Origin of the sequence: Amorphoplanes friuliensis DSM 7358, from assembly GCF_000494755.1 — a bacterium.
In the GTDB taxonomy this organism is placed as follows: Bacteria; Actinomycetota; Actinomycetes; order Mycobacteriales; family Micromonosporaceae; genus Actinoplanes; species Actinoplanes friuliensis.
Window position 1 is genome coordinate 1,735,042 of record NC_022657.1, and the last position, 22,378, is coordinate 1,757,419.

Sequence of the window (22,378 nt, forward strand, 5' to 3'; positions counted from 1 at the left end):
GTACGCTGTTGGGATGGGCATGAGGGTTGAGGAAGTGCCGCAGTGGCAGGGGCGCGGGTCGGTGACGGCCGGGCGCCTGGTCCGCAGGGCTGAGCGGTGCTGACCGGGTCGGAGTACGAGCCGGGCGGTCGGGCCGTGGACGCGTGGGCGATCGAGCTTGCCGCCGCGGCGGCCTGGCCTGCCACGGAGGTTGAGAAGTCCGGTGGGTGGCTGCTGCGGCACACGCCCGGTGTTCCGCGCCGGCGGTCCAACTCAGCGCTGCCGCCGCCCGCACCTGCCGGGCTCGACGAGGTCGAGGCGTTCTACCGGGCCCGCGAGCTGCCGGTCACGATCCAGGTCAGCCCGGCCGAGCATCACGCGCAGCTCGACGCGCACCTGGCCGCGCGCGGTTATCGCCGGGAGGCGCCCACGCTTGTCCTGACCGCGCCGGCGGTCGCCGAGCCGCCGCGTCATGCCACCGACGTCACGGATCACTCCACTGACGTCACGGATCATTCCACTGCGGAATGGCTGGCCGCCTACCGGACGCTGAGCGGGGACGCGATCGCGGTGCTGGAGAACCTTCCGGAGCCGGCGGCCTTCGTCCGGGTGGGTGACCGGGCGATCGGGCTGTTCGTCGCGACCGGCGGCTGGGCCGGGGTCTTCTGCATGGCCACCGATCCGCGCCATCGCCGTCAGGGTCTGGCCTCGGCCGTGCTCCGGGCGGGCGCCCGCTGGGCCGTCGCCCAGGGCGTTGCCGGGCTCTACCTCCAGGTCGAGGAGGGCAACCGCGCGGCCCGTTCCCTGTACGCCCGGGCCGGCTTCACCTCCTCGCACAGCTATCACTATCGAATCGCTGAGCGTGACTGAATGATTTCCAAGCGTGGCGGATATTACTGTGGGTAACGAAACCTGAGGGGTCTGGTAAGACTTATTTCCAAAGTCGACTCGTCCGATTAGTCAGATCGGCCGATGATCGTTGTCTTGTTGCGTGGGGTAGCGCACACTTTCGACCGCGCGTCCGCCCCCTCCCCTGGCGCGAAGGAACCCACATGACGCAGCCCCGCCATCCTTCACCACCACCGCACGTCCGGAAGCGCAGTCCGCTTCCGTGGCTGATTTTTGCCGTTCTCCTGGTTGCCGCCGGCATCGTGTTCGTGCCCAAGCTTCTGAACAGCGACAGCGCCGACGCTGCGCAGCCCGTCGCCGCCGCGGAGCAGGACCCCCTGCTCGTCGCGGTCAGCAAGTGCGACCCCGAGAAGGAAGGTCTCGAACTCAAGAGCCGCAACCGGCAACTGGTCATCAACGGCGCCGGGGACAAGTTCCCGGTCGGCCTCTCCGAGAGCGCGATGACCTGCGTGCTCGACACGCTGCAGGTCCCCGGCGCACTGAGCTCCCGGATGTACGCCACGGTCGCCGCCGACGGGCAGCTGCAGGGCGACTGGCCCGGCTTCTCCGTGGCCTGGACCCACAACACGGACAAGGGCCTCGACCTCACGGTCACCCGCAACTGATCACCACCGGCGGGCCACGACCATCTCGGTCGGGCCCGCCGGTGTGTCTACAGCTCCAGCCCGGCGGTCAGCCGCGGGTCGTCGAGGGCGTGGGCGGCGGTCACGGCGTACGTGCCGGGGACCGTGTGCCAGCCCTCGTCCCAGACCTGCCAGGTGCGCGGCGGCAACGGGATGCGGACGGTCACCGTCTCGCCCGCACGGGCCGACACCGCCTCGAACCCGGCCAGCCACCGCGCCGGCCGCTCCAGCGCCGCTGCCGCCGGCGGGTCCTGCGGTGCCACGTAGACCTGCACGATCTCCCGGCCCTCGCGAGCGCCGGTGTTCGTCAGTGTCACCACCGCTTCCGTGGCCGTGGCTGCCAGCGTCTCGTACTCCCACGTCGTGTAGCCCAGGCCGTGACCGAAGGCGTACAGGGGAGTGGTGCCCGCCCGCTCCCAGGCGCGGTAGCCGATGAAGACGCCCTCGTCGTATTCGACGACACCGTCCTCCGGGACCACCTCGAGGATCGGGCAGTCCTGCTCGCGGCGCGGCCACGTCGTCGGCAGACGGCCGCCCGGCTCGAGGACGCCGAGCAGCACGTCGGCCAGCGCCGCACCGGCCTCCTGACCCGGGAACCAGGTCAGCAGCACCGCGGCCACGTCGTCCGCCCAGGGCAGCAGCACCGGCGAGCCGGCGTTGACGACCACGATCGTGCGGGGGTTCGCCGCGGCCACGCGGGCGACCAGCTCGTCCTGGCGGCCGGGCAGGGCCAGCGACTTGCGGTCGAAGCCCTCGGACTCGGTCTGCTCGGTCGTCCCGACGACCACCACCGCGACGTCACACTCGGCGGCCAGCGCGACGGCCTCGTCCAGCATGCTCTCCGCGGAGACACCCGGAGCGTGGTGACCGAGGGTCGCGCTGACGGTGTGCGCCATGCCCGGCTTGATGGTCTGGCGCAGCACGATCTCGACCGGCTCGCCGGCCGTCAGCGGCACGACCGCCCGGTGCTCCCGCGGCGACAGCAGCAGGTCGGCGCGGGTGGCCGTCGGCGGGTGCAGGGTGCCCACCGGCACCTCCACGGTGCCGACCCGCAGGTCGAAGGTCCCGAAGCCGGACACCGCGAACGTGTGCTCGCCGTCCTCGTCCGGCGTGAACGTGGTGCGCAGCTCCAGCCCGGTCACCACGGCCGGGTCGACGGCGCCGGGCAGGTCACCGATCCAGCGCACGGCGGCGGTGTCGACACTGAACTCGAAGTCCGCCCCGAGCAGCTCGACCGAGGCCGGCAGCGGCAGCACCGGCAGGAACGGCCGCGGGTCGGCGCCGACGGCGTAGGCCACGTCCACTCCCGGCAGGGCCCGGCCGAGACCCGCCAGCGGCGAGATCACGTGCGGCGGCGTCACCTGCGCGCTGCCACCGCCGAGCACCCGCGCGTCGGTCGCCAGCGCGCCGATCAGGGCCAGCCGGGTCAGGGCCGCGGCCTCCAGCGGCAGCGTGAAATTCTCGTTGCGGGCCAGGACGAAGGACCGGGCCGCGACCTCGTGGGCCACCGCGTCCCCGTCCAGGTCCGCGGGAGGTGTCAGGACCGCTCCCGGTACGCCGTCGAGCAGGCCGGCCCGGGCAGCCAGGAGCAGCACCCGGCGTACCTTGTCGTCGACGACCTCCTCGGGCACCTCGCCGGCGCGGACCGCCACGACCAGCTTGTCGCCCCACGGGTTCTCCAGCGCCGGCATGGCGATGTCCAGGCCGCCGAGCGCCGCACCGACCGTCGACCGGGCCGCGCGCCAGTCCGAGACCACGATGCCGTCGAAACCCCACTCGTCCTTGAGGATGTCCGACTGCAGGCGCCCGTTGGAGGCCATCGGCGAGCCGTTCACGCCGTTGTAGGCGCTCATCACACCCCAGCCGCCCGCGGCGACGACCCGTTCGAAGGGCGCCAGATAGATCTCCCGCAGCGCCCGCTCGCCGATGCGGACGTCCACGGTCATCCGCTCGGTCTCGAAGTCGTTGCCCACCAGATGCTTGACCGTGGTGCCGACGCCGTGGTCCTGCACACCTTCGACAAAACCGACGCCGATCTCCCCGCTGAGCAGGGGATCCTCCGAGTAGCACTCGAAGTGCCGGCCACCCAGCGGCGTGCGCTGGAGGTTGACCGTCGGACCCAGCAGCAGGTGCACACCCTTGCGGCGCGACTCCTGGCCGAGCAGGCGGCCGGCCGTGCGGGCCAGGGACGGATCCCAGGTCGCGGCCAGGGCGGTGGGGCTGGGCAGGGCGATCGACGGGTCTTCGGGGGCCCAGCCAGTGCCGCGGACACCGATCGGGCCGTCGGACATCACCAGCGAGCGCAGCCCGATCCTCGGAATCGCGGGAAGGGACCAGAAGTCCTGGCCGCCCAAGAGCGACACCTTCTCCTCGAGGGTCAACCGGGCCAGCAGGTCATCCATGGAAGCGCTCCCATTCAGTCGGCTCCGGTGGATCTTACGTGCGCAGGTAGGAAGCCCCGTTCAGGTCGACGATCGTCCCCGACGCCCACTCCGCCTCGCCCGACGCCAGCCAGTGCACCGCACTCGCGATCTCCTCCGGCCGCGCCACCCGGTTGAACGGGCTCTGCGCCCGGATCGCGTCACCCTGCTCGGCCTCGAGATGCTCCTTCGTCATGTCCGTCTCAACAAACCCCGGAGCCACACAGGCCACCCCGATCCCGTACGGGGCCAGTGCCACCGCCAGCGACTGCGCCATCGAGTTCAGCGCCGCCTTGCTCGCGCCGTACGCGGGCTGGTCCGGTTCACCGCGGAACGCGCCCCGCGACGAGACGTTGACGATGCGGCCGCCGCGCTCACGCATGTGCTGCGCCGCCGCCCACGCCGCGTTCGCCGCCCCGAAGAGGTTCACGTCGAAGGTGCCGCGCCACTTCGCCTGCCACTCGTCGTAGCTGGTCTCGAACACCGGATGCGGCCGGTCCACGGTGCCGAAGACACCCGCGTTGTTGACCAGCACGTCCAGCCCACCGAGCCGCGCCGCCGCGTCGTCGACCAGCGCGCGTACGGCGGCAGGGTCGGCGAGATCGCCCTGGACCACGACGTGTCCCGTACCGGGAAGCTCGGAAGCAAGTTTTTCCGCGAGAGCGGCGGAATCCCGATGGTGGATGGCGACGCGGTCACCGCCGGCGGCGAAGCGGGCGGCGATCGCCCGCCCGATGCCGCGGGAGGAACCGGTCACGAGGATCGCCCGTCCTGTCATGGGCTCACTCTAGGATCTTCGGCGTGGACAACGACTGCCTGTTCTGCCGCATCGCCGCCGGGGAGATCCCCGCTGCCGTCGTGCACGAGACCGACACCACGCTGGCCTTCCGCGACATCGATCCCAAGGCCCCGGTGCACGTCCTGGTGATCCCCAAGGCGCACCATCCGGACGTCGCCGCGATCGCCACCGCCGACCCGAAGGCCGCTGCCGACCTGCTGGCTGCCGTCGCAGCGGTCGCCGAGGCGGAAGGGCTGCTCGCCGACGGCTACCGGCTGATCTTCAACAGCGGTGTCAACGGTGGCCAGGAGGTCTTCCACGTGCACGCCCACGTCGTCGGCGGCAAGCCCCTCGGCCCCATGGTCGCCCGGTGACGGCGCAGGAGCGCCTCGAGCGCGCGGTCCGCCGGGTCCAGGCCGACGCCCGGGTGCCCGCCCTCTCCGTGGCGCTGCACCGTGCCGACCGCAGCCTCTGGACCTGCACCGTGGGCGACTCCGGCAACCCCGGTCACCCGCTCGACGCCGACAGCCGGTTCCGGATCGGCTCGGTCACCAAGACCTTCACCGCCGTCCTGGTCATGCAGGCGCGCGACGACGGCCTGCTCGACCTCGACGACCCCATCGCCCAGCACCTCGACGTGCCCGCGCACGGCACGGCGACCATCCGGCGGCTGCTGTCGCACACGGCCGGTTTCCAGCGCGAGCCGTACGGCGACGTGTGGGACGTGCTCGTCGCACCCGACGACGCCGCCCTGCTCGCCGACCTGGCCCGGGCCGAGCGGGTGCTGCCCAACAACCGCCGCTACCACTACTCCAATCTCGGCCTGGCCGTGCTCGGCCAGCTGGTCGCCAAGCTCCGCGGCGGCACCTGGGCGTCCGTCCTGCACGAGCAGATCCTCGAGCCGCTCGGCCTGACGTCGACCACGGTCGAGCCCACCGGCGACGCCGTCGTGGGATACCTCGTCGACACCTACTCGGACGCCGCCCGGCCCGAGCCGCAGCTCGACATGGGTGGCGCGTCACCCGCCGCGCAGATCTGGAGCACCGCCGCCGACATGGCCCGCTGGGCCGCGTTCCTGGCCAGCCCGGAAATCGTCGACCCGGGTGCGCTGGTGCTCGCGCCCGAGACGGTCGACGAGATGCGCTGGCCGCAGACCACCACCGACGAGACCCTGTGGTCCGGCGGCTTCGGCCTCGGCCTGATCCTCGCGCCGCAGGGCAAGCGGATCATGCACGTGGGGCACGACGGCGCGATGCCAGGCTTCCTGGCCGGCGTCTACGGCCGCCGCGGCGGCGAAGGCAACCCCGGCGCGCTCGGCGCGGCCGTCCTGGCCTCCTCCGGAACGGCCACGGAGATCAACGAGCTGGTGCACGAGCTGCTCGGGCTCGCGGTCGAGGCCGACCCCGCCGACATCCGGCCCTGGACGCCGGGCCGGGCCGCGCCCGAGGCGTACAGGTCGGTGCTCGGACCGTGGTGGAGCGAGGGCTTCGCGCACGTCTTCAGCTGGCACGACGGCACGCTGCAGTCCCGCGGGGCCGACGCGCCCGCGGACCGGCCACCGTCGATCTTCCGGCCGCTGCCCGACCAGCCCGACCTGCTCCGGACCGTCTCGGGCCGCGAGGCCGGCGAGCTGCTCCGCCTGACCCGCGACGCCGACGGAACGGTGGTCCGGATGCACTGGGCGACCTACCGCTTCACCCGCGTGCAGGAAACCTTCGACGGCATCCCGGTCTCCACCGGCTGACCCCGCTTACCGCCCGTGAAGAACCCGCCGATAATGCCCTCGGCGGGGCAGGCACGGACCGGATACGATGGCACGGTCCTTACGCGGGCCGCCGACCACCGGCGGTGCCACCCGATGCGGCGACGAGAAAGAGAGCAGGTGGCGTAGGCCTCACGGCCGCCCCTATGACCGGCACCGACCCCAGCAACGCTGCCGCTCGGGTGCAGACCAAGATCTCGGTCTCCGACCCGAAGATCATGGTGAACCTGCTCGGCGCCAAGGACGAGATCCTGCGCCTGATCGAGCGGACCCTCACCAGCGACGTGCACGTCCGCGGCAACGAGATCACCCTCACCGGCGCCCCGGCCGACAACGCGACCGCCGAGCGTCTCTTCTCGGAGCTCATCGAGCTGATCGAGAAGGGCGAGACGCTCAGCGTCGACGCCGTCCGCCGCACCGTCGCGATGCTCGAGCAAAACACTGCCGAGCGTCCCGCCGAGGTGCTCACTCTCAACATCCTCTCCCGGCGCGGCAAGACCATCCGCCCCAAGACGCTCGGCCAGAAGCGTTACGTCGACGCCATCGACGAAAACACGATCGTGTTCGGCATCGGCCCCGCCGGTACGGGTAAGACGTACCTGGCCATGGCCAAGGCCGTGCAGGCGCTGACCGCCAAGCAGGTCAACCGGATCATCCTCACCCGTCCGGCCGTCGAGGCCGGCGAGCGGCTGGGCTTCCTGCCCGGCACGCTCAACGAGAAGATCGACCCCTACCTGCGACCGCTGTACGACGCACTGCACGACATGCTCGACCCCGAGTCGATCCCGCGGCTGATGCAGGCGGGCACGATCGAGGTCGCCCCGCTGGCCTACATGCGGGGACGCACGCTCAACGACGCGTTCATCATCCTCGACGAGGCGCAGAACACGACTCCCGAGCAGATGAAGATGTTCCTCACCCGGCTCGGCTTCGGAGCCAAGATCGTGGTGACCGGTGACGTCACCCAGGTCGACCTGCCGGGTGGCACCACCAGCGGCCTCCGCATCGTCCGTGAGATCCTGCAGGGCGTCGACGACGTGCACTTCTCCGAGCTCACCAGCTCCGACGTCGTCCGGCACCGGCTGGTCGCCGAGATCGTCGACGCGTACGCGAGGTACGACGCCGATCTGGAGCAGCAGGCCACGCAGTCCGTCCATGCCGTGCAGGGTCGCGCCGCCAGCGGTGGCCGACCCAACCGCCGGCGCTGATAAGGGGTTAAGGACCGAATGTCCATCGAGATCGCCAACGAGTCGGGAGTCGAGGTCGACACCGACGCGATCCTGGCGGTGGCCCGGCACGCGCTCGAGGAGATGGGGGTCAACCCCCTCGCCGAGCTGTCGATCCTGCTGGTCGACATCGACTACATGACCGAGCTCAACCATCGGTGGATGGGCAGCGACGGCCCCACCGACGTGCTCGCGTTCCCCATGGACGAGGGCAGTGTCGACCACGGTCCCGGCGAGGCCGGGACCGGTGAGCCGGCCCTGCTCGGCGACATCGTGCTCGCCCCCGAGGTCGCGGCGAAACAGGCCGCGGCCGCCGGGCACACCCCCGCCGACGAGCTGCACCTGCTCACCGTGCACGGGGTGCTGCACCTGCTCGGCTACGACCACGCCGAGCCCGAGGAGGAGCGCGAGATGTTCGCGCTGCAGGCCCGGCTCCTGCAGAGCTGGCGCTCCGGACGGCGGGCCGGCTGATCTCCGTGGAGCCGTCCTTACTCGCGGCAGGCCCGCCCAGCGGCCTGCCCGACCTGCAACTGATCATCTACGCGGTGATCCTGGTCTTCCTGGCCGGCCTGGCCTCGATGACCGACGCCGCGCTCGCCACCGTCTCCACGGCCCGTGCCGCGGAGATGGCCCGTGAAGGTCAGCGGGGTGCTGCCGCGATGGCCGCCGTCGCCGGTGACGTGGTCCGGCACCTCAACCTCCTCCTGCTGCTCCGGCTGCTCTGCGAGCTGACCGCGACCACCCTGGTCGCGCTGGTCGCGGTGGACAGCTGGGGTGTCGGCTGGCGTGCCGCACTGGTCACCGCCGGCGGGATGACCCTGGTCAGCTTCGTGGTCGTCGGTGTCGCGCCCCGCACGGTCGGGCGCCAGCACGCGTACGCCGTGGGCCGGGCAACCGCGCCGCTGGTGCGCTGGCTCGGCCGCGCCCTGAACCCCCTGGCGTCCCTGCTGATCCTGATCGGCAACGCCGTCACACCCGGCAAGGGCTTCCCCGAGGGACCGTTCGGCAGTCAGGTCGAGCTGCGCGAGCTCGTCGACCTCGCCGAGCAGCGCGGTGTTGTCGAGCACGGCGAACGCGAGATGATCCACTCGGTCTTCGCGCTCGGTGACACCATCGCCCGTGAGGTCATGGTGCCGCGCACCGAGATGGTGTGGATAGAAGCACCCAAGACGCTGCAGCAGGCGCTCTACCTCTTCCTGCGCTCCGGCTTCTCCCGCATCCCGGTCATCGGCGAAAGCGTCGACGACGTCCTCGGTGTGGTCTACCTCAAGGACGTCGTCCGCAGCACCCAGAACGGCGACCCGGCGGCCTCCGCCATGCCGGTCGCCGAGCTGATGCGCCCGGCCACGTTCGTGCCCGAGTCCAAGCCCGTCGACGACCTCCTGTCGGAGATGCAGGCGGCCCGCACCCACCTGGTCATCGTCGTCGACGAGTACGGCGGCACCGCCGGCCTGGTCACCATCGAGGACATCCTCGAGGAGATCGTCGGCGAGATCACCGACGAGTACGACGTCGAACGCCCGCCCGTCGACCACCTCGAGGACGGGGCGGTGCGGGTGACCGCCCGGCTCCCGATCGAGGACCTCGGCGAGATCTTCGGCGTCGAACTCCCCGCCGACGAGGTCGAAACCGTCGGCGGCCTGCTCGCCCAGACCCTGGGCCGGGTGCCGATCCCCGGCGCCTCGGTCGACGTCGGCGGGCTGCACCTCATCGCGGAAGGCACCACCGGCCGCCGCAACCGGATCGACTCGGTGCTGGTGCGCCGGGCCGAACCCGCCTCGGACCGCCCCGAGGACACCGAGAACGCCCCCGAGACCGAGGAAAGACAGCACGCCGATGCCTGACCAGACCATCCCCGCCGGATCCGTGGACGCCGAGCTCACCGCCGAGGACGCCAAGCTGGTGACCCTCGCCCGCGGCGCCCGGGCCCGCGTGAACGCGGCCGAAGGGGCCTCGGTCCGCGACCAGGACGGCCGCACCTACGCCGCCGCGAACGTCACCCTCCCCAGCATGTCGATCACCGCGTTGCAGCTGGCGGTGGCCTCCGCGGTCGCCGCCGGCGCCACCAAGCTCGAAGCCGCCGCGGTGGTCACCGAGGCCTCGACCCTGGACGGGGCCGGCCACGCGGCCGTCCGCGACCTGGCCGCCGACGCCCCGATCCACGTCGCGTCGCCGACGGGCACGCTGCTCGGCTCGGTGACAGCATGACCCCCACCAAGGACCAGCCCGAACGCCCGGCGCGCACCGATCGCTCAACCGGAACCGATCGCTCAACCGGAACCGATCGCTCAACCGGAACCGATCGCTCGACCGGAACCGGTCGTTCTCCGGCCGGCGGGGAGGGCCGACCTGCACGTTCGCAGGCGGCAGGCGCCGCGGGGCGATCCTCGGGGTCGCAGGCGGCGGGCGGCGAAGGTCGGACCGGTCGTTCTCAGACGGCCGGAGGCGCGAGTCGGTCGGGTGCGGCTGGTGGCGCGAGTCGGTCGGGTGCGGCTGGTGGTCGGCAGTCGGCCGGCAGTGTGGCCGGTAGCGGTGAGGGTCGGCCGGTGCGAGCCGGGCGTGCTCCCGTGGCTGATCTGCGGCCCGCTCGGGTCGGGAAGAACGGCGAGGCTCTGCCGCCGCGCAAGGGACGGTCACAGCTGGGCAGCGGAGGACGGGCGGCCAAGGCCGCGCGGTCCGAGGCCGGTGCCGGTGACGTTCGTGTCGGACGTCTGGCTGGTGGCGAAGCCCGGTCCGGACGTTCCCAGGCCGCAAGCGGTGAGGGCCGTCAGGGCCGGCCGCAGGTCGCCGAGAGCACCGCAGGCCGTTCCGTGCGCGCCGCGCGCTCACAGGGCGCGGGCAGCAGCCGGGCCGGCGGCGCGACCGCGGGGTCGGAGCGGCAGACAGACAGCGGCACGGCTCAGGTAGCCGTGCGTGGCGGCAAGCGTGAGGCGGCCGTAGGCGGTGGCGGCGAGACTGCTGCAGGCGGCCGGGGTCGGGCGGCTGCAGCGCGCGGCGGTAAGAGCCAAACAACCGCAGGCGGCCGGGGTCAGGCAGGCGTCGGCGCGCTCGAGGCGGCTGGGAGTGAGCGGCGGTTGACCGCGGGGGAGCGGAACGAGCTGCGACGGCAGGAGCGGCGAGCGGCGCGGCGGGAGCAGAGCGACCCGGGTGCCGCGAAGCGCGGTGCCGCCGAAGGCGTCACCAAGCGCCCCGCCCCGAAGCAGACCGCCACCAGTGCCCCCGCAGCACCGGTGAGCCAAGATCCCCGTCCTTCGGGCATTACGGCTCCGGCCCGTACGGAAAGAAAGAAGCACCGGCACAAGGCCGCGAGCCGGTCGGTTGAGGTTGATACGACCACCTACCGTGCCGGATTTGCGTGTTTTGTCGGAAGGCCGAATGCCGGCAAGTCGACGCTGACAAACGCGATCATCGGGCAGAAGATCGCGATCACGTCGAACAAGCCGCAAACGACGCGGCACGTCATTCGCGGGATCCTGCACCAGGAGAATTCGCAGCTCGTTCTGGTCGACACCCCTGGTCTGCACCGGCCGCGGACGTTGCTGGGTGAGCGCCTCAACGACCTCGTCCGGGAGACCTGGAGCGAGGTCGACGTGATCGGGATCTGCTTCCCGGCGGACGAGCCGGTCGGCGCCGGTGACCGGTTCATCTCGGCGGAGATGGCCGAGCTCAAGGCCACCGTCATCGCCGTCGTGACCAAGGTCGACCTGGTCGACCCGGCGACGCTGACCAAGCGGCTGCTGGACGTCAGCAAGCTCTACGATTTTGCCGACATCGTGCCGGTCAGCGCGGTTTCCGGGCATCAGGTCGAGACGCTGGTCGACGTGCTGGTCAAGCATCTGCCCGAGTCGCCGCCGCTCTACCCGGACGATGTGCTGACCGAGGAGCCCGAGCAGGTGCTCATCGGTGAGCTGATCCGGGAGGCCGCGCTCGAGGGTGTGCGGGACGAGTTGCCGCACTCGATCGCGGTGCTCGTCGAGGAGATGCTCGTCGAGGGCCGGACCACCAAGATCTATGCGAACCTGTTCGTCGAGCGGGACAGTCAGAAGTCGATCGTGATCGGCACCAAGGGCGCCCGGCTCAAGGACGTCGGCACCCGGGCGCGCGCCGAGATCGAACAGCTGCTGGGCCGCAAGATCTATTTGGATCTGCACGTGCGGATCGCCAAGGAATGGCAGCGGGACCCGAAGCAGTTACGCAAATTGGGTTTTTAATCGATTTGTGGGTCATCTCACGGGATGCCCGTTTCGATTTGCTTTGTCGGGTCTGTTTCGATAGCCATTAACGCTATGCGGAATCGGTACCTGGACCTGTTGCGCGCGATCGCGATCGTCCGGGTGGTTGTCTACCATTCCACCGGCTGGGTCGCCCTGACCATCGCGTTTCCCGCCATGTCGGTGATGTTCGCCCTGGCCGGCTCGCTGATGGCGGCCACGCTCGACCGCTGCGGACCACTGGCGGTCGAGCGCCGCCTGCGCCGGCTGCTGCCCTCGCTGTGGGCCATGTCGGTCATCGCCGTGCCCGCGATGCTGCTCACCGGCCTGGCCTGGGACTGGAAGGTCCTCTACTGGGCGTTCCCGATCCAGGACCCGCCGGCGAACGGGTGGGGTTCGATGGCGCTGAGCGCCACCTGGTACCTGCGGGACTTCCTGTGGTTCGTCCTGCTGTCCCCGCTCGTCCTGCCGGTCTTCCGCCGGTTCCCCAGGCTGTCGATCGCCGTGCCCTACCTGGCCCTGGTCGTGATCACCTTCCTGGGGCTGACACCGCACGCGATCGTGCGGGACATGGCCCTCTACGGCGGGGCCTGGCTGCTCGGTTTTGCCCACCACGACGGGATGCTGCGCCGCCTGGCCCGCCGGCACCTCGTCGGTCTCGCCGCGGCGCTGGGGACCCTCGGCGCGGCGTGGATCCTCACCCACCCCGGACCCCGCGGGTACGACCTCAACGACATCCCCCTCGGCAACGCCCTGTGGTCCGCGGCGTTCATCCTGGTCGCCCTGGGGTTCGCCCCCGTGGCGACCGCGGCGCGGTCCTCGCGGCTCATCACGGTGCTCAACGCCCGCGCGCTGACGATCTACCTGTGGCACGTGCCGATCATCGTGGCCGTCACCACGATCGGGGAGAGGCACGGCCTGCCCGTCCGCGGTGCCGTGGGCATCGGGTGGCGGTTCGTGGTCATCGTCGCCCTGGTCGCCGTGGCGGTGCTGCTGGTCGGCTGGGTCGAGGACTTCGCCGCGGGCCGCCGTCCGGTGCTGGTGCCGGGAGGCCGCCCCCGCCGGCCGGTCGACGCGCCGGTGTCACCTGCTGTGGCCCGGCTACCGGTGGGTGAGACCGTGCACTCATGACCTCCACCGCCGCGCGGGTCCGGCGTACGTACTACGTCCTCAACCTCGGCAACACGCTGGCCGCGTCGCTGATCTGGGGCGTGAACACGCTGTTCCTGCTGGACGCGGGGCTGAGCAACTTCGAGGCTTTCACCGCGAACGCGTTCTTCACCGCCGGCATGGTGCTGTTCGAGGTGCCGACCGGGATCGTCGCGGACTCGTGGGGGCGCCGGGCGTCGTACCTGCTCGGCACGGTGACCCTGGCCCTGACCACGGTCCTCTACCTGTGGTTGTGGCAGATCGAGGGGCCGTTCTGGGCCTGGGCGCTGTCGTCGGTGCTGATCGGCCTCGGTTTCACCTTCTTCTCCGGCGCGACCGAGGCCTGGCTGGTCGACGCTCTGCAGGCCACCGGGTACGCCGGCAGCCTCGACACGGTGTTCGCCCGGGGCCAGGTGTTCATGGGCGTCGGCATGCTGCTCGGCGCGGGCGGCGGCGGTTACCTGGCCCAGTTCGCCGGTCTCGGCGCGCCCTACCTGCTGCGCGCCGGTGTGCTCGTGCTGATGTTCGCCCTGGCGGCGGTGCTGATGCGCGACCTCGGCTTCACCCCGGACCGCGGGACGAGCTACCTCGCCGAGGTCCGCACGATCGCCGGCCACTCGGTGGAGTTCGGGCTGAAGGTGCGGCCGGTGCGCTGGCTGATGCTCGCGGCGCCGTTCACGGGCGGGATCACGATCTACGTCGGGTACGCGTTGCAGCCGCACCTGCTCGACCTGTGGGGCGACAAGACCGCGTACGGCATCGCGGGGCTGTCGGCGGCACTTCTTGCGGCTGCGCAGATCGTCGGCGGGCTCGTCACGCCGTACCTGAGGAGGGTTTTCATCCGGCGCACGTCGATGCTCCTGGCCACCCTGGGCCTGAGTGTGCTGGTGGTGCTGCTGATCGGCCTGATCCGGAACTTCTGGGTGGTGCTGGTGCTGATCGTCGCCTGGGGGCTGCTCGGGTCGGCGGCGCAGCCGGTGCGTCAGGCGTACCTGAACGGCATGATCCCGTCGCGGCAGCGGGCGACCATCCTGTCCTTCGACTCGCTGATGACCTCCACCGGCGGTGTCGTGGCCCAGCCCGGTCTGGGCCGGGCCGCCGACATCTGGGGGTACCCGTTCTCGTTCGTGCTGTCGGCCGGGCTCTCCGCGCTCGCGCTGCCGTTCGTCTGGCTCTCGCGGCGTGAGCGTGCCCCGGCCGACACCCGGACGGTCACTTCCCCGGCAGAGCCGTGATCGTCGCGTCGCCGCTGCCGGTCTGCACGTCGAGCAGGTTCTTCGCCGCCGGGTCGTTGGTCAGCCCGACCACGGCCTCGTCACCCGACCCGGTGTGGGTCTTGATCTGGTACGCGCCGTCCGGCACCAGCAGGGTGATGTCCCCGCTGCCGGTCCGCGCGGTCACCGGGGCGACCGCGGTCATCTGCACGTCGACGTCACCGGAGGAAGCCTGCGCGCGGACGGCCGCACCGCCGGACAGGTCGACCGCCTTGACGTCACCCGCGCCGCTGACCAGCTGCACCGCACCCTTGAGGTTGTTGGCGGTGATGTCACCCGAGCCGGTCTTGATCGCCACCGAGCCGGTCGCCCCGGTGATGACCACATCACCGGACCCGACGGTGACGTCCACGGTCGCCACGTCGGCGAGGGCGACGTCACTCGAGCCGAGCTTGCCGCGCACGGCCACCCCGGTCGGTGCCTCGATCTCGTACGACACCCGGCAGCTCTCGCCGCAGCTGGTGTCGATGTTCAGCACCGTCCCGTCGAGGCGGTACGAGGCCTGCGGGTCCGCGGCGCTGTCGGTGCGGACGATCCGCTTGATCCGCGTCTCCGAGACCGCAGCCGTCCGTACGGTCAGGTCGCCGCTGCCGCCGGTCAGGACGATCTCGGAGACCTTCACCTTCTCGGTGTCGTCGTAGGTCAGCCGGGCGCCGATCCCGCCGCCGCAGCCGGCCAGGACAGCGGCGGTCGCGGCGATCAGGGTGGCGGCGCCGGCGCGCCGGGCGAGAGTCGGGGTCATGCCTGTGACGCTAGGGGGCGTTCGTACCCGGGCGCTATCAGTCCTCCCACTGAGCGATCCCCGAGAAGACCCTGAGATCCGCGTCAGGGTCTGTCGTACCCAGGGGGCAGAATGACGTCCGTGCCCACCGGATATCGACGCCACCTCTACCGCGACGACGCGGTGGTCCTGCGCGTCCAGAAACTGGGCGAGAGCGACCGCATCATCACGCTGCTGACCCGCCGCCACGGCCGCCTGCGCGCGGTGGCCCGGGGAGTGCGCCGCACGACCTCACGCTTCGGTGCCCGGCTGGAGCCGTTCGGCCACATCGATCTTCAGCTGGCCGGCTCACCCGAGGGTGTGGGCAGCAGCCTGCACTCGGTCAGCCAGGTCGAGGCCCTCACACTCTTCGGCAAGAGGTTCCTCGAGGACTACCCGCGATACACCGCGGCCAGCGCCATCGCGGAGACCGCCGAGCGGCTCTCCCCGGTCGAGCGCGAGCCGGCGCTGCGGCTCTTCCAGCTCACCCTGGGCGCCTTCAAGGCCCTGGCGGCGGGGGAGCACGCGAGCAGCCTGGTCCTCGACGCCTACCTGCTGCGCGGCATGAACTTCGCCGGCTGGGCCCCGGCCCTCGGCGAGTGCGCGGTCTGCGGCGACCCCGGACGGCACGGCGCGTTCTCGGTGCCCGCCGGCGGCGCGGTCTGCCCCGACTGCCGCCCGCCCGGCGCGGCCCATCCGGCCCCGGCCACGATCGGCCTGATGCAGGCCCTGACCAGCGGCGACTGGCAGCTCGCCGACTCCACCGAGCCATCCGCCCGCCGCGAGTGCAGCGGTCTCGTGGCAGCACATCTGCAGTGGCACATGGAGCGCAACCTGCGCGCGCTGCCACTGGTCGACCGACGGGAGAGCACTTCGTGACGCGTCCACCCATTCCGCACATCTCCGGTGCCCGGCCGCCCGCGTTGCCCGCGGCCGCGATCCCGAAGCACGTCGCGGTGGTGATGGACGGCAACGGCCGCTGGGCCAAGGAGCGCGGCCTGTCCCGCACCAAGGGCCACGAGCAGGGTGAGCACTCCCTCTTCGACACGATCGAGGGCGCCATCGAGCTCGGCATCCCCTACCTCTCGGCCTACGCGTTCTCCACGGAGAACTGGAAGCGGTCCCCCGAGGAGGTCCGCTTCCTGATGGGCTTCAACCGCGACGTCATCCGCCGCCGCCGCGACCAGCTGGTCGACCTCGGCGTCCGTGTCGTGTGGTCGGGCCGCGCCGGGCGCCTGTGGAAAAGCGTGATCTCCGAGCTGCAGACCGCCGAGGAGATGTCCAAGGACAACAAGACGCTGACCCTGCAGTTCTGCGTCAACTACGGCGGCCAGGCGGAGATCGCGGACGCGACGGCGGCGATCGCCCGGGACGTGGTCGCGGGCAAGCTCAAGGCCGACAAGATCACCGAGAAGACGATCCAGAAATACCTGTACCACCCGGAGATCCCCGAGGTGGACATGTTCCTGCGCCCGTCCGGCGAGGAACGCACGTCCAACTTCCTGCTCTGGCAGTCGGCGTATGCCGAGCTGGTCTTCCTCGACACCCTCTGGCCCGACTTCGACCGCCGCCACCTCTGGTATGCGTGCGAGCTCTACGCCCAGCGCGACCGCCGCTTCGGCGGTGCGATCCCCAACCCGGTGGCGCCGAAGTGAGGTTGCTCTACCTGGCCCGCCACGGCGACGCCGAGAACGGTCATCTCTCCGCCCGCGGTCGCCGGCAGGCGGAGCTCCTGGCCGCCCGGCTCGCCGACGTCCCCCTGTCCACGGTCACCCACAGCCCGCTGCCCCGAGCTGCGGAAACGGCCGCGGCGCTGCCCGTGCCGGCGGTCGCCTCGGAGATCGTCGGCGACTACCCGCCGTACCTGCCGGCCCACACCCCGGCCACCTTCACACCGCTGGTCGAGGGCTGGACACCCGACGAGCTCCGCGACGGCCCGAAGTTCGCGCAGGAGGCCCTGTCCCGCTTCGCCGTGCCCGCCCCGGAGGAGACCCACGAGCTGGTCGTCACCCACAGCTTCCTGGTCGCCTGGTTCGTCCGCGCCGCGCTGGGCGCCCCCGAGGACCGCTGGATGGGCCTCAACAACTGCAACGCCGCCCTGACCGTGATCCGTTACACGGACGAGCGCCCACCGACGCTCATGCTCTTCAACGACATGTCCCACCTGCCCGCCGACCTGCGCTGGACAGGCTTCCCACCCCACCTCAGGCTGTGATCACCGCAACCGCCGCGTCCACATCGGAAAGATCCGGCAGCACGGCGTGCGCCCCGGCCAGCGCCAGATCGGCCATGCTCGTCGACCCGGTCGCCACCGCGACCGCCAACGCCTGATTGGCCAGCGCCGCCGTCACATCAAAAGCCGTGTCCCCGATGACCACGGGCTGAAAACGCTCACCGTACTTCGCCTCGGCCCGTTCCAAACTCCGCCGCACCAGCGTCGCCCGCACGCTGTCGTCGGTGCCGTACCCGCCGACCTCGGCATCGAACACATCATCGAGCTCAAAAGCAGCCACCTTCGCCGCGGCCACCTCCGGCACGTTCCCGGTGACCAACGTCTGCACCACATCCCCGCGACGCCCCAGCTCGTCGAGCACGGCCCGCACCCCCGGCATCAACGCCCCCTGCTCCACAAAAAGGTGCCGCAACCCCTGCACCTCCTCGACATACCGGGCAAAGAACCGCTCAGGCGTGCAATCGGTGACCCCGTGCGTGGCAAAAACCTCGGCACAGATGTCCAGATCCGTCCGCCCACCCAAAATCGGCATCGCCCGCCAAGCCACCCCGGTCACCTCGGTGAACGCAGCCCGCCAAGCCTGCGCCGCCACCCCACCCCCACGCAGCAACGTGTAGTCGATGTCCCACATGACCAGCCGTCTCACTGCTCCGCCAACCGCCGCTCGACATGCTCAACCTTGGCGTGCAACGCATCAACAACCCCAGGCCGGACATCAGCCTTCAAAGAAACACTCACCCGCGGCGCCCCCGCCGCCACCACATCAACGGCCTGCTTCACCACCGCCATGACCTCATCCCACTCACCCTCGATCGTGGTGAACATGGCATCAGTCCGATTCGGCAACCCCGAAGCCCGCACCACCCGCACAGCCTCAGCAACCAGATCCCCGACCGAATCCCCGGCCCCGAGCGGCGTGACAGAAAACGCAACCAACATCCCCCCATCCTGACAGCACGTTGTTGCTGCCGACGGCCGTGGCGGCAGAGATCTCCGACCCCGAACCAAGAACGCCGATCTTTGGTGCCGGCGTTTGTTGTTCCGGCAGATCAAGTTCAAGGTCATGTCGTGCCTGGTTGCATGTCGCTGATCGTCGCTCCCGCCGAGACCGGGCCCGGGCGACCAATCGCCTGGCGGCTCATGACCAGTCACCCGCACCCTGCCAGCTCCGTGCTCCCCAACCCCACGAGGCTCAAGCCTCGACCCACGACCGCCCCCGCGCGGCCCTCAACGCGCGGGCCGTGCCCCGCGGGCCCACCCCGCGACCAGCGACCCGCCGGTCCCTCTTCAATCCCAATCCCCACCGACGAGCCACAACCCTCGACTCGCGATCCGGACCCGTGACCCGGACCCGTGACCCGGACTCGCGGTCCGGACCCGTGACCCGGACCCGTGACCCGGACTCGCGGTCCGGACCCGTGACCCGGACCCGTGACCCGGACCCGTGACCCGGACCCGCGACCCGAACCGGCCCAGACCCGGGAGCTGCGACCGTGACCTGCGACCGGGATCCGGGACCGCACGACCCGTGACCCGAATTTGCGATCCGTGACTGGAATGCGCAGTCAGTGTTTGGGCAGGGACCTCCGACCGCGATCGGGATTGGTGGAGCCGTGATCTGCTGTCGTGGCTTGCTGCTTTGACCTGCGCTCGCGGCCTGTGACCCGGATCCGACCGCGGCCTGCGACCAAGACCCGACCGGGACCCGTGATCGGCGCCGTCACCTGCCACCGTGACCCTGCGACCCGGACCCGACCTCGGCCTGCGTTCGCGACCGCGGTCCGTGATCAGGACCTGCGAGTGTGACCCGCGACTTGTCAGCGTGACCTGCGGCCGCGATTTGCGACCGGGCCCAACCGTGACCCGAATTCGCGACCGCGGCCCGTGATCAGGACCTGCGAGTGTGACCCCGCGATTTGCGAGCGTGACCTGCGACCGCGATTTGCGACCCGGGCCCAACCGGGGACCCGCATTTGCGACCGCAGCCCGTGATCAGGACCTGCGAGTGTGACCCCGCGATCCGCGATCCGCGATCCGCGATCCGCGATCCGCGATCCGGACCCGACCATGACCCGCGAGCGTGCTCCACGCCCAGAACCCGTGACTTGCGACGACTGACCGGGATCTGGGACCGCGCGACCAGTGATCCGGATTTGCGATTCGTGACTGGAGTCCGCGGTCGGTGTTCGGGGCCCAGATTCGTGACGGCGATCGAGACCGGCTGGCAGCGACCCGCGATCCGCGGGCACTGCTTGCGCGCCACGACCGGCGTGCCACCCCTCGACCCGCGGCCAAAGTCCGCGAGCCGTAACCACAGCCGGGCGCTTCGGAGACGTCGACCCGGTCGATCAGGAGACATATCGACCAGGATGTTGACGTGCGAGGGGTGGGGTGGCTGAGGGTCTGGTCGATCCGGGGGCGAAGGAATGGCTGAGGGTTTGATCGTTCCGGGCGGCGAAGGAATGGCGGAAGGCGATTCGGTGTCCGGCGACGTGGGTGACAGCGCGTTGCGGGAGGCGGCGCCGGAGTTGAGGCGTTTGCAAGGTCTTGAACGGATTGCGGCTCTGGGTGAGGCCGGCGCGTTTGACGAGTTGCTGGACAAACGCAACTACCGCAACTGACGACCGGCATCACACCAGCCCGCCGTCGAGGTGCATGTCCGTGCGCCTGCTCGGCTGGATGCGTCGTGACGCGGGCCGGCGGCAGTTGGTCATGCCTCGGCGCATGACCGGGCAGTTCGGCGGCGGGCCGGCATGAGGCGCGGCCCGCGCTGAGCGATTGGGCCGCGGGCTAGTGGGCGGCGCAGCAGGGTGTGGGGTTGCGGGTTTCGAAGGGGACCAGCAGGCCGCCCGCAGCCGGCGTTGTGGTCAAGACCAGCGAGCCCGCCCACCACTGTGGACGGACGAAGTTGTCGGTGTCGACCAGCGACTCGGGAGAAGCAGGACCGCTGCCGAGGACCTCGACGTGTTCGATGATGCTGAGGGTCAGGATGTCGGCGACCGTGAGGGTTCCGGTCAGAGCTTCCACGCCGGGATAGAGGACCGCTCGGCCCGACGAACGCGAGAGCGTTGCCGGTGAGGAGCCGGGCAGGTCGGGGAGTTCGCCGTCGAAGCCGAGGGTCAGTGCCACCTGGGGTGACGGCGTACGGACCAGGTGGGTGCACGCGAGCACCGGCGCGACCGCCAGGGACCCGAGCCAGTGCTCCGCCGTGACTGTGTCGGGGTGGCCGAGGGCGACCTCGACAACCGTGAGGTTGCCGAGGTCGCTAGCCGGGTTCACTTGGGGAGGACCCAGATCGGGTTGGTGTAGAACCACAGGTCGCCCCACGGGTCGGCGTCGCCGATCACGTCGAGCTGGGGGCCGTACGGGTCGACGGACGCGCCCATCAGGCCGGGCTGGGTGCGTTTGCCGTCGGTGCCGCGGAGGCGGAGGTAGAACGGCTTGTCGAGGCGGCCCAGGGAGTACGTCACCGTGAGGCGTTTGGCGCCGGGGGAGACCTCGTACGACTTGACGACCTTCGCCGTCGGCGCCGTGAAGGTGTCGCGGGCGGCGACGGGGCCGGTGACCTGGCCGACGATGACGTCGACGCGGGAGAGGACGGGGATGAACTGGGCCCAGTTCGGCATGTCCTGGAGGTCGATCTCGAGGGTCAGTTCGGTGGCTGTGCCGCGGCGCACGTGGAGGACGCCGCCCAGGGGCGTACCGGTGGAGGGGCGGCGGTCGCCCGCGACCCGGACCCGGGCGTCCAGGGTTTTGATGAGCCGGCCGTGGTCGACCCAGACGCGGCCGGCGCGCAGGCCGTCCATGACCGCCTTGTACGAGAACGACGTCGCGCCGACGCTGGTGCGGCCGTAGAAGCCGGGCCAGAAGTCGCCGGCGCCGGTGTTGACCGTGCCGGTGTAGACGGGGTCGTTGTAACGGCCGTTGGCTTCGAAGTCGCTGCCCGGGCCGCGGTCGGACTGGTCGAGGTAGTTGACGTGGCTGTCGGAGTTGACCGTGACCCACCAGGCGCGGCCTTCGGCGAGGAGGCTGTCCCAGAGGCCGCCGACGGTCGAGGTCATCCAGTCGAAGCCGCCCCAGGACCGGTACGTCTCCAGGGGGAAGCCCGCGAACGACGCGGCCGACGGGTTGTTGTCGTAGTAGCCGCGTGCGCCGCCGCGGCCGTTCGGGGCCTTGATGCCGGCGGCCTGGTGGCCGGGGGCGCCTTCCATGCCGATGGCGACGGTCGGGTCGGCGTCACGCCAGTTGCGGATCTCGTGCGGCGAGTCGATGCCGCGTCGTGACGGGTGGTTGGCCAGGAACAGCGCGCCGTCGACCTTGCGCTGCCTGACCTGCTCGCCGAGGAACTTGATGCCGGCGATCGCCGCGGCCTCGTTCTGCGCCTCGGTGTTGGTCGCGGGCAGCTGCGAGCCGTCGAAGGTCTGCTCGAACTGCTTGAGCACCGCGACCTCGTTGCGGCCCGGGTGCACGAAGACGGTGGCGTGCTCGGCGGCCGGGATGTTCCATTCGAGACCCTGGAAGGTCAGGAGGTCCGGCAGCTGCTTGCGGGTCGCCAGGATGTCCGGGTTGACCTTGTCCACACCGATCTTGGCGTGGGCGTTGCTGCCGTGGTCGGTGATGACAACCCAGTCGAGCCCGAACGCGCGTCCGTGGCCGGCCTGGTCGATGACCCGGTAGAGGCCGTCGGAGCTGTGCTGGGTGTGGATGTGGTGGTCGCCGGCGAGCCAGCGGAAGCCACCCTTCTCGGTGCCACCGCCGACGGGTCCGTGCGAGTGCGGCAGCCCGGCGGCGGCCGCGGCCGAGGGGGTGGCGAGGACCGACGCGGCGGCACCGGCACCGAGGAGACCCGCGTTGCGCAGGAAGCCGCGGCGCGAGACGTCCGACGGTGACAGCTCGCTGTCGGGGACGTTCAGATCAAGGGCCGCGGGTACGTCGGTGCCGGCGGCGGCGTCGTGCGAGTGGTCGTGATCGTGGTGATGGCCGTGACCCATGTCCCGTAGCTCCCGAAGATCGACAAGGATGACCGCGTCAATGTCTCGGAGCTGCGGCAACAC

Annotated in this window: 22 protein-coding genes; 15 read left to right on the forward strand and 7 right to left on the reverse strand. The window is 70.8% G+C overall.

The genetic code is table 11. The features are described 5' to 3' along the window. Window positions 1-96 precede the first annotated feature (96 nt). Window positions 97-849: a GNAT family N-acetyltransferase gene (locus tag AFR_RS08030; protein ID WP_023359405.1), complete on the forward strand. Its 753-nt coding sequence runs from the start codon at window positions 97-99 to the stop codon at window positions 847-849. A gap of 182 nt (window positions 850-1,031) precedes the next feature. Further along, entirely contained in the window at window positions 1,032-1,493 is a 462-nt protein-coding gene (locus AFR_RS08035; RefSeq protein WP_023359406.1) for a hypothetical protein, read from the forward strand. A gap of 47 nt (window positions 1,494-1,540) precedes the next feature. Here the strand turns inward: AFR_RS08035 and AFR_RS08040 are convergent, their stop codons facing one another. After that, window positions 1,541-3,913, reverse strand: a complete 2,373-nt coding sequence (locus AFR_RS08040; RefSeq protein WP_023359407.1) for a beta-glucosidase family protein — start codon at window positions 3,911-3,913, stop codon at window positions 1,541-1,543. Window positions 3,914-3,947: 34 nt separating this feature from the next. Continuing rightward, window positions 3,948-4,709 (reverse strand): SDR family NAD(P)-dependent oxidoreductase, encoded by a 762-nt coding sequence (locus tag AFR_RS08045; protein ID WP_023359408.1) that lies wholly within the window; start codon window positions 4,707-4,709, stop codon window positions 3,948-3,950. A 23-nt stretch (window positions 4,710-4,732) separates the two neighbouring features. Between AFR_RS08045 and AFR_RS08050 the strand changes: the two genes are divergently transcribed. The 9 genes from AFR_RS08050 to AFR_RS08090 all read left to right on the forward strand — a co-directional run bounded on the left by AFR_RS08050 (window position 4,733) and on the right by AFR_RS08090 (window position 14,292). Beyond that, window positions 4,733-5,083: an HIT domain-containing protein gene (locus AFR_RS08050; RefSeq protein ID WP_023359409.1), complete on the forward strand. Its 351-nt coding sequence runs from the start codon at window positions 4,733-4,735 to the stop codon at window positions 5,081-5,083. Beyond that, a complete protein-coding gene (locus AFR_RS08055) occupies window positions 5,080-6,453 on the forward strand; it encodes a serine hydrolase domain-containing protein (RefSeq protein ID WP_023359410.1) in 1,374 nt (457 codons plus the stop codon). Before AFR_RS08050 ends, AFR_RS08055 begins: the two co-directional genes overlap by 4 nt. A 164-nt stretch (window positions 6,454-6,617) precedes the next feature. Beyond that, a complete protein-coding gene (locus AFR_RS08060; RefSeq protein WP_023359411.1) occupies window positions 6,618-7,679 on the forward strand; it encodes a PhoH family protein in 1,062 nt (353 codons plus the stop codon). Window positions 7,680-7,697: 18 nt separating this feature from the next. Then, window positions 7,698-8,168 (forward strand): rRNA maturation RNase YbeY, encoded by a 471-nt coding sequence (gene ybeY, locus AFR_RS08065; protein WP_023359412.1) that lies wholly within the window; start codon window positions 7,698-7,700, stop codon window positions 8,166-8,168. A gap of 5 nt (window positions 8,169-8,173) precedes the next feature. Beyond that, window positions 8,174-9,541, forward strand: a complete 1,368-nt coding sequence (locus AFR_RS08070; RefSeq protein ID WP_023359413.1) for a hemolysin family protein — start codon at window positions 8,174-8,176, stop codon at window positions 9,539-9,541. Next, window positions 9,534-9,905, forward strand: coding sequence for a cytidine deaminase-like protein (locus AFR_RS08075; RefSeq protein ID WP_023359414.1), 372 nt, complete (start codon window positions 9,534-9,536; stop codon window positions 9,903-9,905). Before AFR_RS08070 ends, AFR_RS08075 begins: the two co-directional genes overlap by 8 nt. Before the next feature lie 1,184 nt (window positions 9,906-11,089). Next, window positions 11,090-11,908: a GTPase Era gene (gene era, locus AFR_RS08080; RefSeq protein WP_238547342.1), complete on the forward strand. Its 819-nt coding sequence runs from the start codon at window positions 11,090-11,092 to the stop codon at window positions 11,906-11,908. A 75-nt stretch (window positions 11,909-11,983) separates the two neighbouring features. Then, window positions 11,984-13,039, forward strand: coding sequence for an acyltransferase family protein (locus tag AFR_RS08085; RefSeq protein WP_023359416.1), 1,056 nt, complete (start codon window positions 11,984-11,986; stop codon window positions 13,037-13,039). Further along, the gene (locus AFR_RS08090) at window positions 13,036-14,292 is read left to right on the forward strand and encodes an MFS transporter (protein WP_023359417.1); all 1,257 of its coding nucleotides are present in this window, start codon (window positions 13,036-13,038) and stop codon (window positions 14,290-14,292) included. Before AFR_RS08085 ends, AFR_RS08090 begins: the two co-directional genes overlap by 4 nt. Here AFR_RS08090 and AFR_RS08095 read toward each other — a convergent pair. Then, window positions 14,270-15,073 carry a DUF4097 family beta strand repeat-containing protein gene (locus tag AFR_RS08095; RefSeq protein ID WP_023359418.1) on the reverse strand — a complete coding sequence of 268 codons (804 nt, stop codon included), beginning with the start codon at window positions 15,071-15,073 and terminating at the stop codon, window positions 14,270-14,272. The genes AFR_RS08090 and AFR_RS08095 overlap by 23 nt on opposite strands. 111 nt (window positions 15,074-15,184) lie before the next feature. Between AFR_RS08095 and recO the strand changes: the two genes are divergently transcribed. Genes recO through AFR_RS08110 form a run of 3 tightly spaced genes read left to right on the forward strand, consistent with a single transcriptional unit; the run spans window position 15,185 to window position 17,306 of the window. Further along, the gene (gene recO, locus AFR_RS08100; RefSeq protein ID WP_023359419.1) at window positions 15,185-15,970 is read left to right on the forward strand and encodes a DNA repair protein RecO; all 786 of its coding nucleotides are present in this window, start codon (window positions 15,185-15,187) and stop codon (window positions 15,968-15,970) included. Further along, window positions 15,967-16,746, forward strand: a complete 780-nt coding sequence (locus tag AFR_RS08105; RefSeq protein ID WP_023359420.1) for an isoprenyl transferase — start codon at window positions 15,967-15,969, stop codon at window positions 16,744-16,746. Before recO ends, AFR_RS08105 begins: the two co-directional genes overlap by 4 nt. Beyond that, window positions 16,743-17,306, forward strand: coding sequence for a histidine phosphatase family protein (locus AFR_RS08110; protein WP_041840693.1), 564 nt, complete (start codon window positions 16,743-16,745; stop codon window positions 17,304-17,306). Before AFR_RS08105 ends, AFR_RS08110 begins: the two co-directional genes overlap by 4 nt. Here the strand turns inward: AFR_RS08110 and AFR_RS08115 are convergent. Both AFR_RS08115 and AFR_RS08120 read right to left on the reverse strand, forming a co-directional pair. Beyond that, window positions 17,296-17,955, reverse strand: coding sequence for a haloacid dehalogenase-like hydrolase (locus tag AFR_RS08115; RefSeq protein ID WP_023359422.1), 660 nt, complete (start codon window positions 17,953-17,955; stop codon window positions 17,296-17,298). The two genes, AFR_RS08110 and AFR_RS08115, sit on opposite strands and share 11 nt — an antisense overlap. 11 nt (window positions 17,956-17,966) lie before the next feature. Further along, entirely contained in the window at window positions 17,967-18,263 is a 297-nt protein-coding gene (locus AFR_RS08120; protein WP_023359423.1) for an MTH1187 family thiamine-binding protein, read from the reverse strand. A gap of 1,487 nt (window positions 18,264-19,750) precedes the next feature. Here AFR_RS08120 and AFR_RS45915 point away from each other — a divergent pair. Next, on the forward strand, window positions 19,751-19,945 hold the full coding sequence (locus AFR_RS45915; protein ID WP_148307899.1) for a DUF2191 domain-containing protein: 195 nt from the start codon (window positions 19,751-19,753) through the stop codon (window positions 19,943-19,945). Between the two features lie 169 nt (window positions 19,946-20,114). Here AFR_RS45915 and AFR_RS08125 read toward each other — a convergent pair whose 3' ends face one another. Both AFR_RS08125 and AFR_RS08130 read right to left on the reverse strand, forming a co-directional pair. Next, on the reverse strand, window positions 20,115-20,603 hold the full coding sequence (locus tag AFR_RS08125; protein ID WP_023359425.1) for a hypothetical protein: 489 nt from the start codon (window positions 20,601-20,603) through the stop codon (window positions 20,115-20,117). Then, window positions 20,600-22,315, reverse strand: coding sequence for a CehA/McbA family metallohydrolase domain-containing protein (locus AFR_RS08130; protein ID WP_023359426.1), 1,716 nt, complete (start codon window positions 22,313-22,315; stop codon window positions 20,600-20,602). Before AFR_RS08130 ends, AFR_RS08125 begins: the two co-directional genes overlap by 4 nt. Between the last annotated feature and the right edge of the window lie 63 nt (window positions 22,316-22,378).

Coding starts and splice junctions, on each gene's coding strand:
- AFR_RS08075 (WP_023359414.1), top strand. CDS start 9,534: ATGCCTGACCAGACCATCCCCGCCGGATCCGTGGACGCCGAGCTCACC.
- AFR_RS08045 (WP_023359408.1), bottom strand. CDS start 4,709: ATGACAGGACGGGCGATCCTCGTGACCGGTTCCTCCCGCGGCATCGGG.
- recO (WP_023359419.1), top strand. CDS start 15,185: ATGACGTCCGTGCCCACCGGATATCGACGCCACCTCTACCGCGACGAC.
- AFR_RS08060 (WP_023359411.1), top strand. CDS start 6,618: ATGACCGGCACCGACCCCAGCAACGCTGCCGCTCGGGTGCAGACCAAG.
- AFR_RS45915 (WP_148307899.1), top strand. CDS start 19,751: ATGGCTGAGGGTTTGATCGTTCCGGGCGGCGAAGGAATGGCGGAAGGC.
- ybeY (WP_023359412.1), top strand. CDS start 7,698: ATGTCCATCGAGATCGCCAACGAGTCGGGAGTCGAGGTCGACACCGAC.
- AFR_RS08040 (WP_023359407.1), bottom strand. CDS start 3,913: ATGGATGACCTGCTGGCCCGGTTGACCCTCGAGGAGAAGGTGTCGCTC.
- AFR_RS08120 (WP_023359423.1), bottom strand. CDS start 18,263: ATGTTGGTTGCGTTTTCTGTCACGCCGCTCGGGGCCGGGGATTCGGTC.
- AFR_RS08035 (WP_023359406.1), top strand. CDS start 1,032: ATGACGCAGCCCCGCCATCCTTCACCACCACCGCACGTCCGGAAGCGC.
- AFR_RS08095 (WP_023359418.1), bottom strand. CDS start 15,073: ATGACCCCGACTCTCGCCCGGCGCGCCGGCGCCGCCACCCTGATCGCC.
- AFR_RS08130 (WP_023359426.1), bottom strand. CDS start 22,315: ATGGGTCACGGCCATCACCACGATCACGACCACTCGCACGACGCCGCC.
- AFR_RS08085 (WP_023359416.1), top strand. CDS start 11,984: ATGCGGAATCGGTACCTGGACCTGTTGCGCGCGATCGCGATCGTCCGG.
- AFR_RS08090 (WP_023359417.1), top strand. CDS start 13,036: ATGACCTCCACCGCCGCGCGGGTCCGGCGTACGTACTACGTCCTCAAC.
- AFR_RS08115 (WP_023359422.1), bottom strand. CDS start 17,955: ATGTGGGACATCGACTACACGTTGCTGCGTGGGGGTGGGGTGGCGGCG.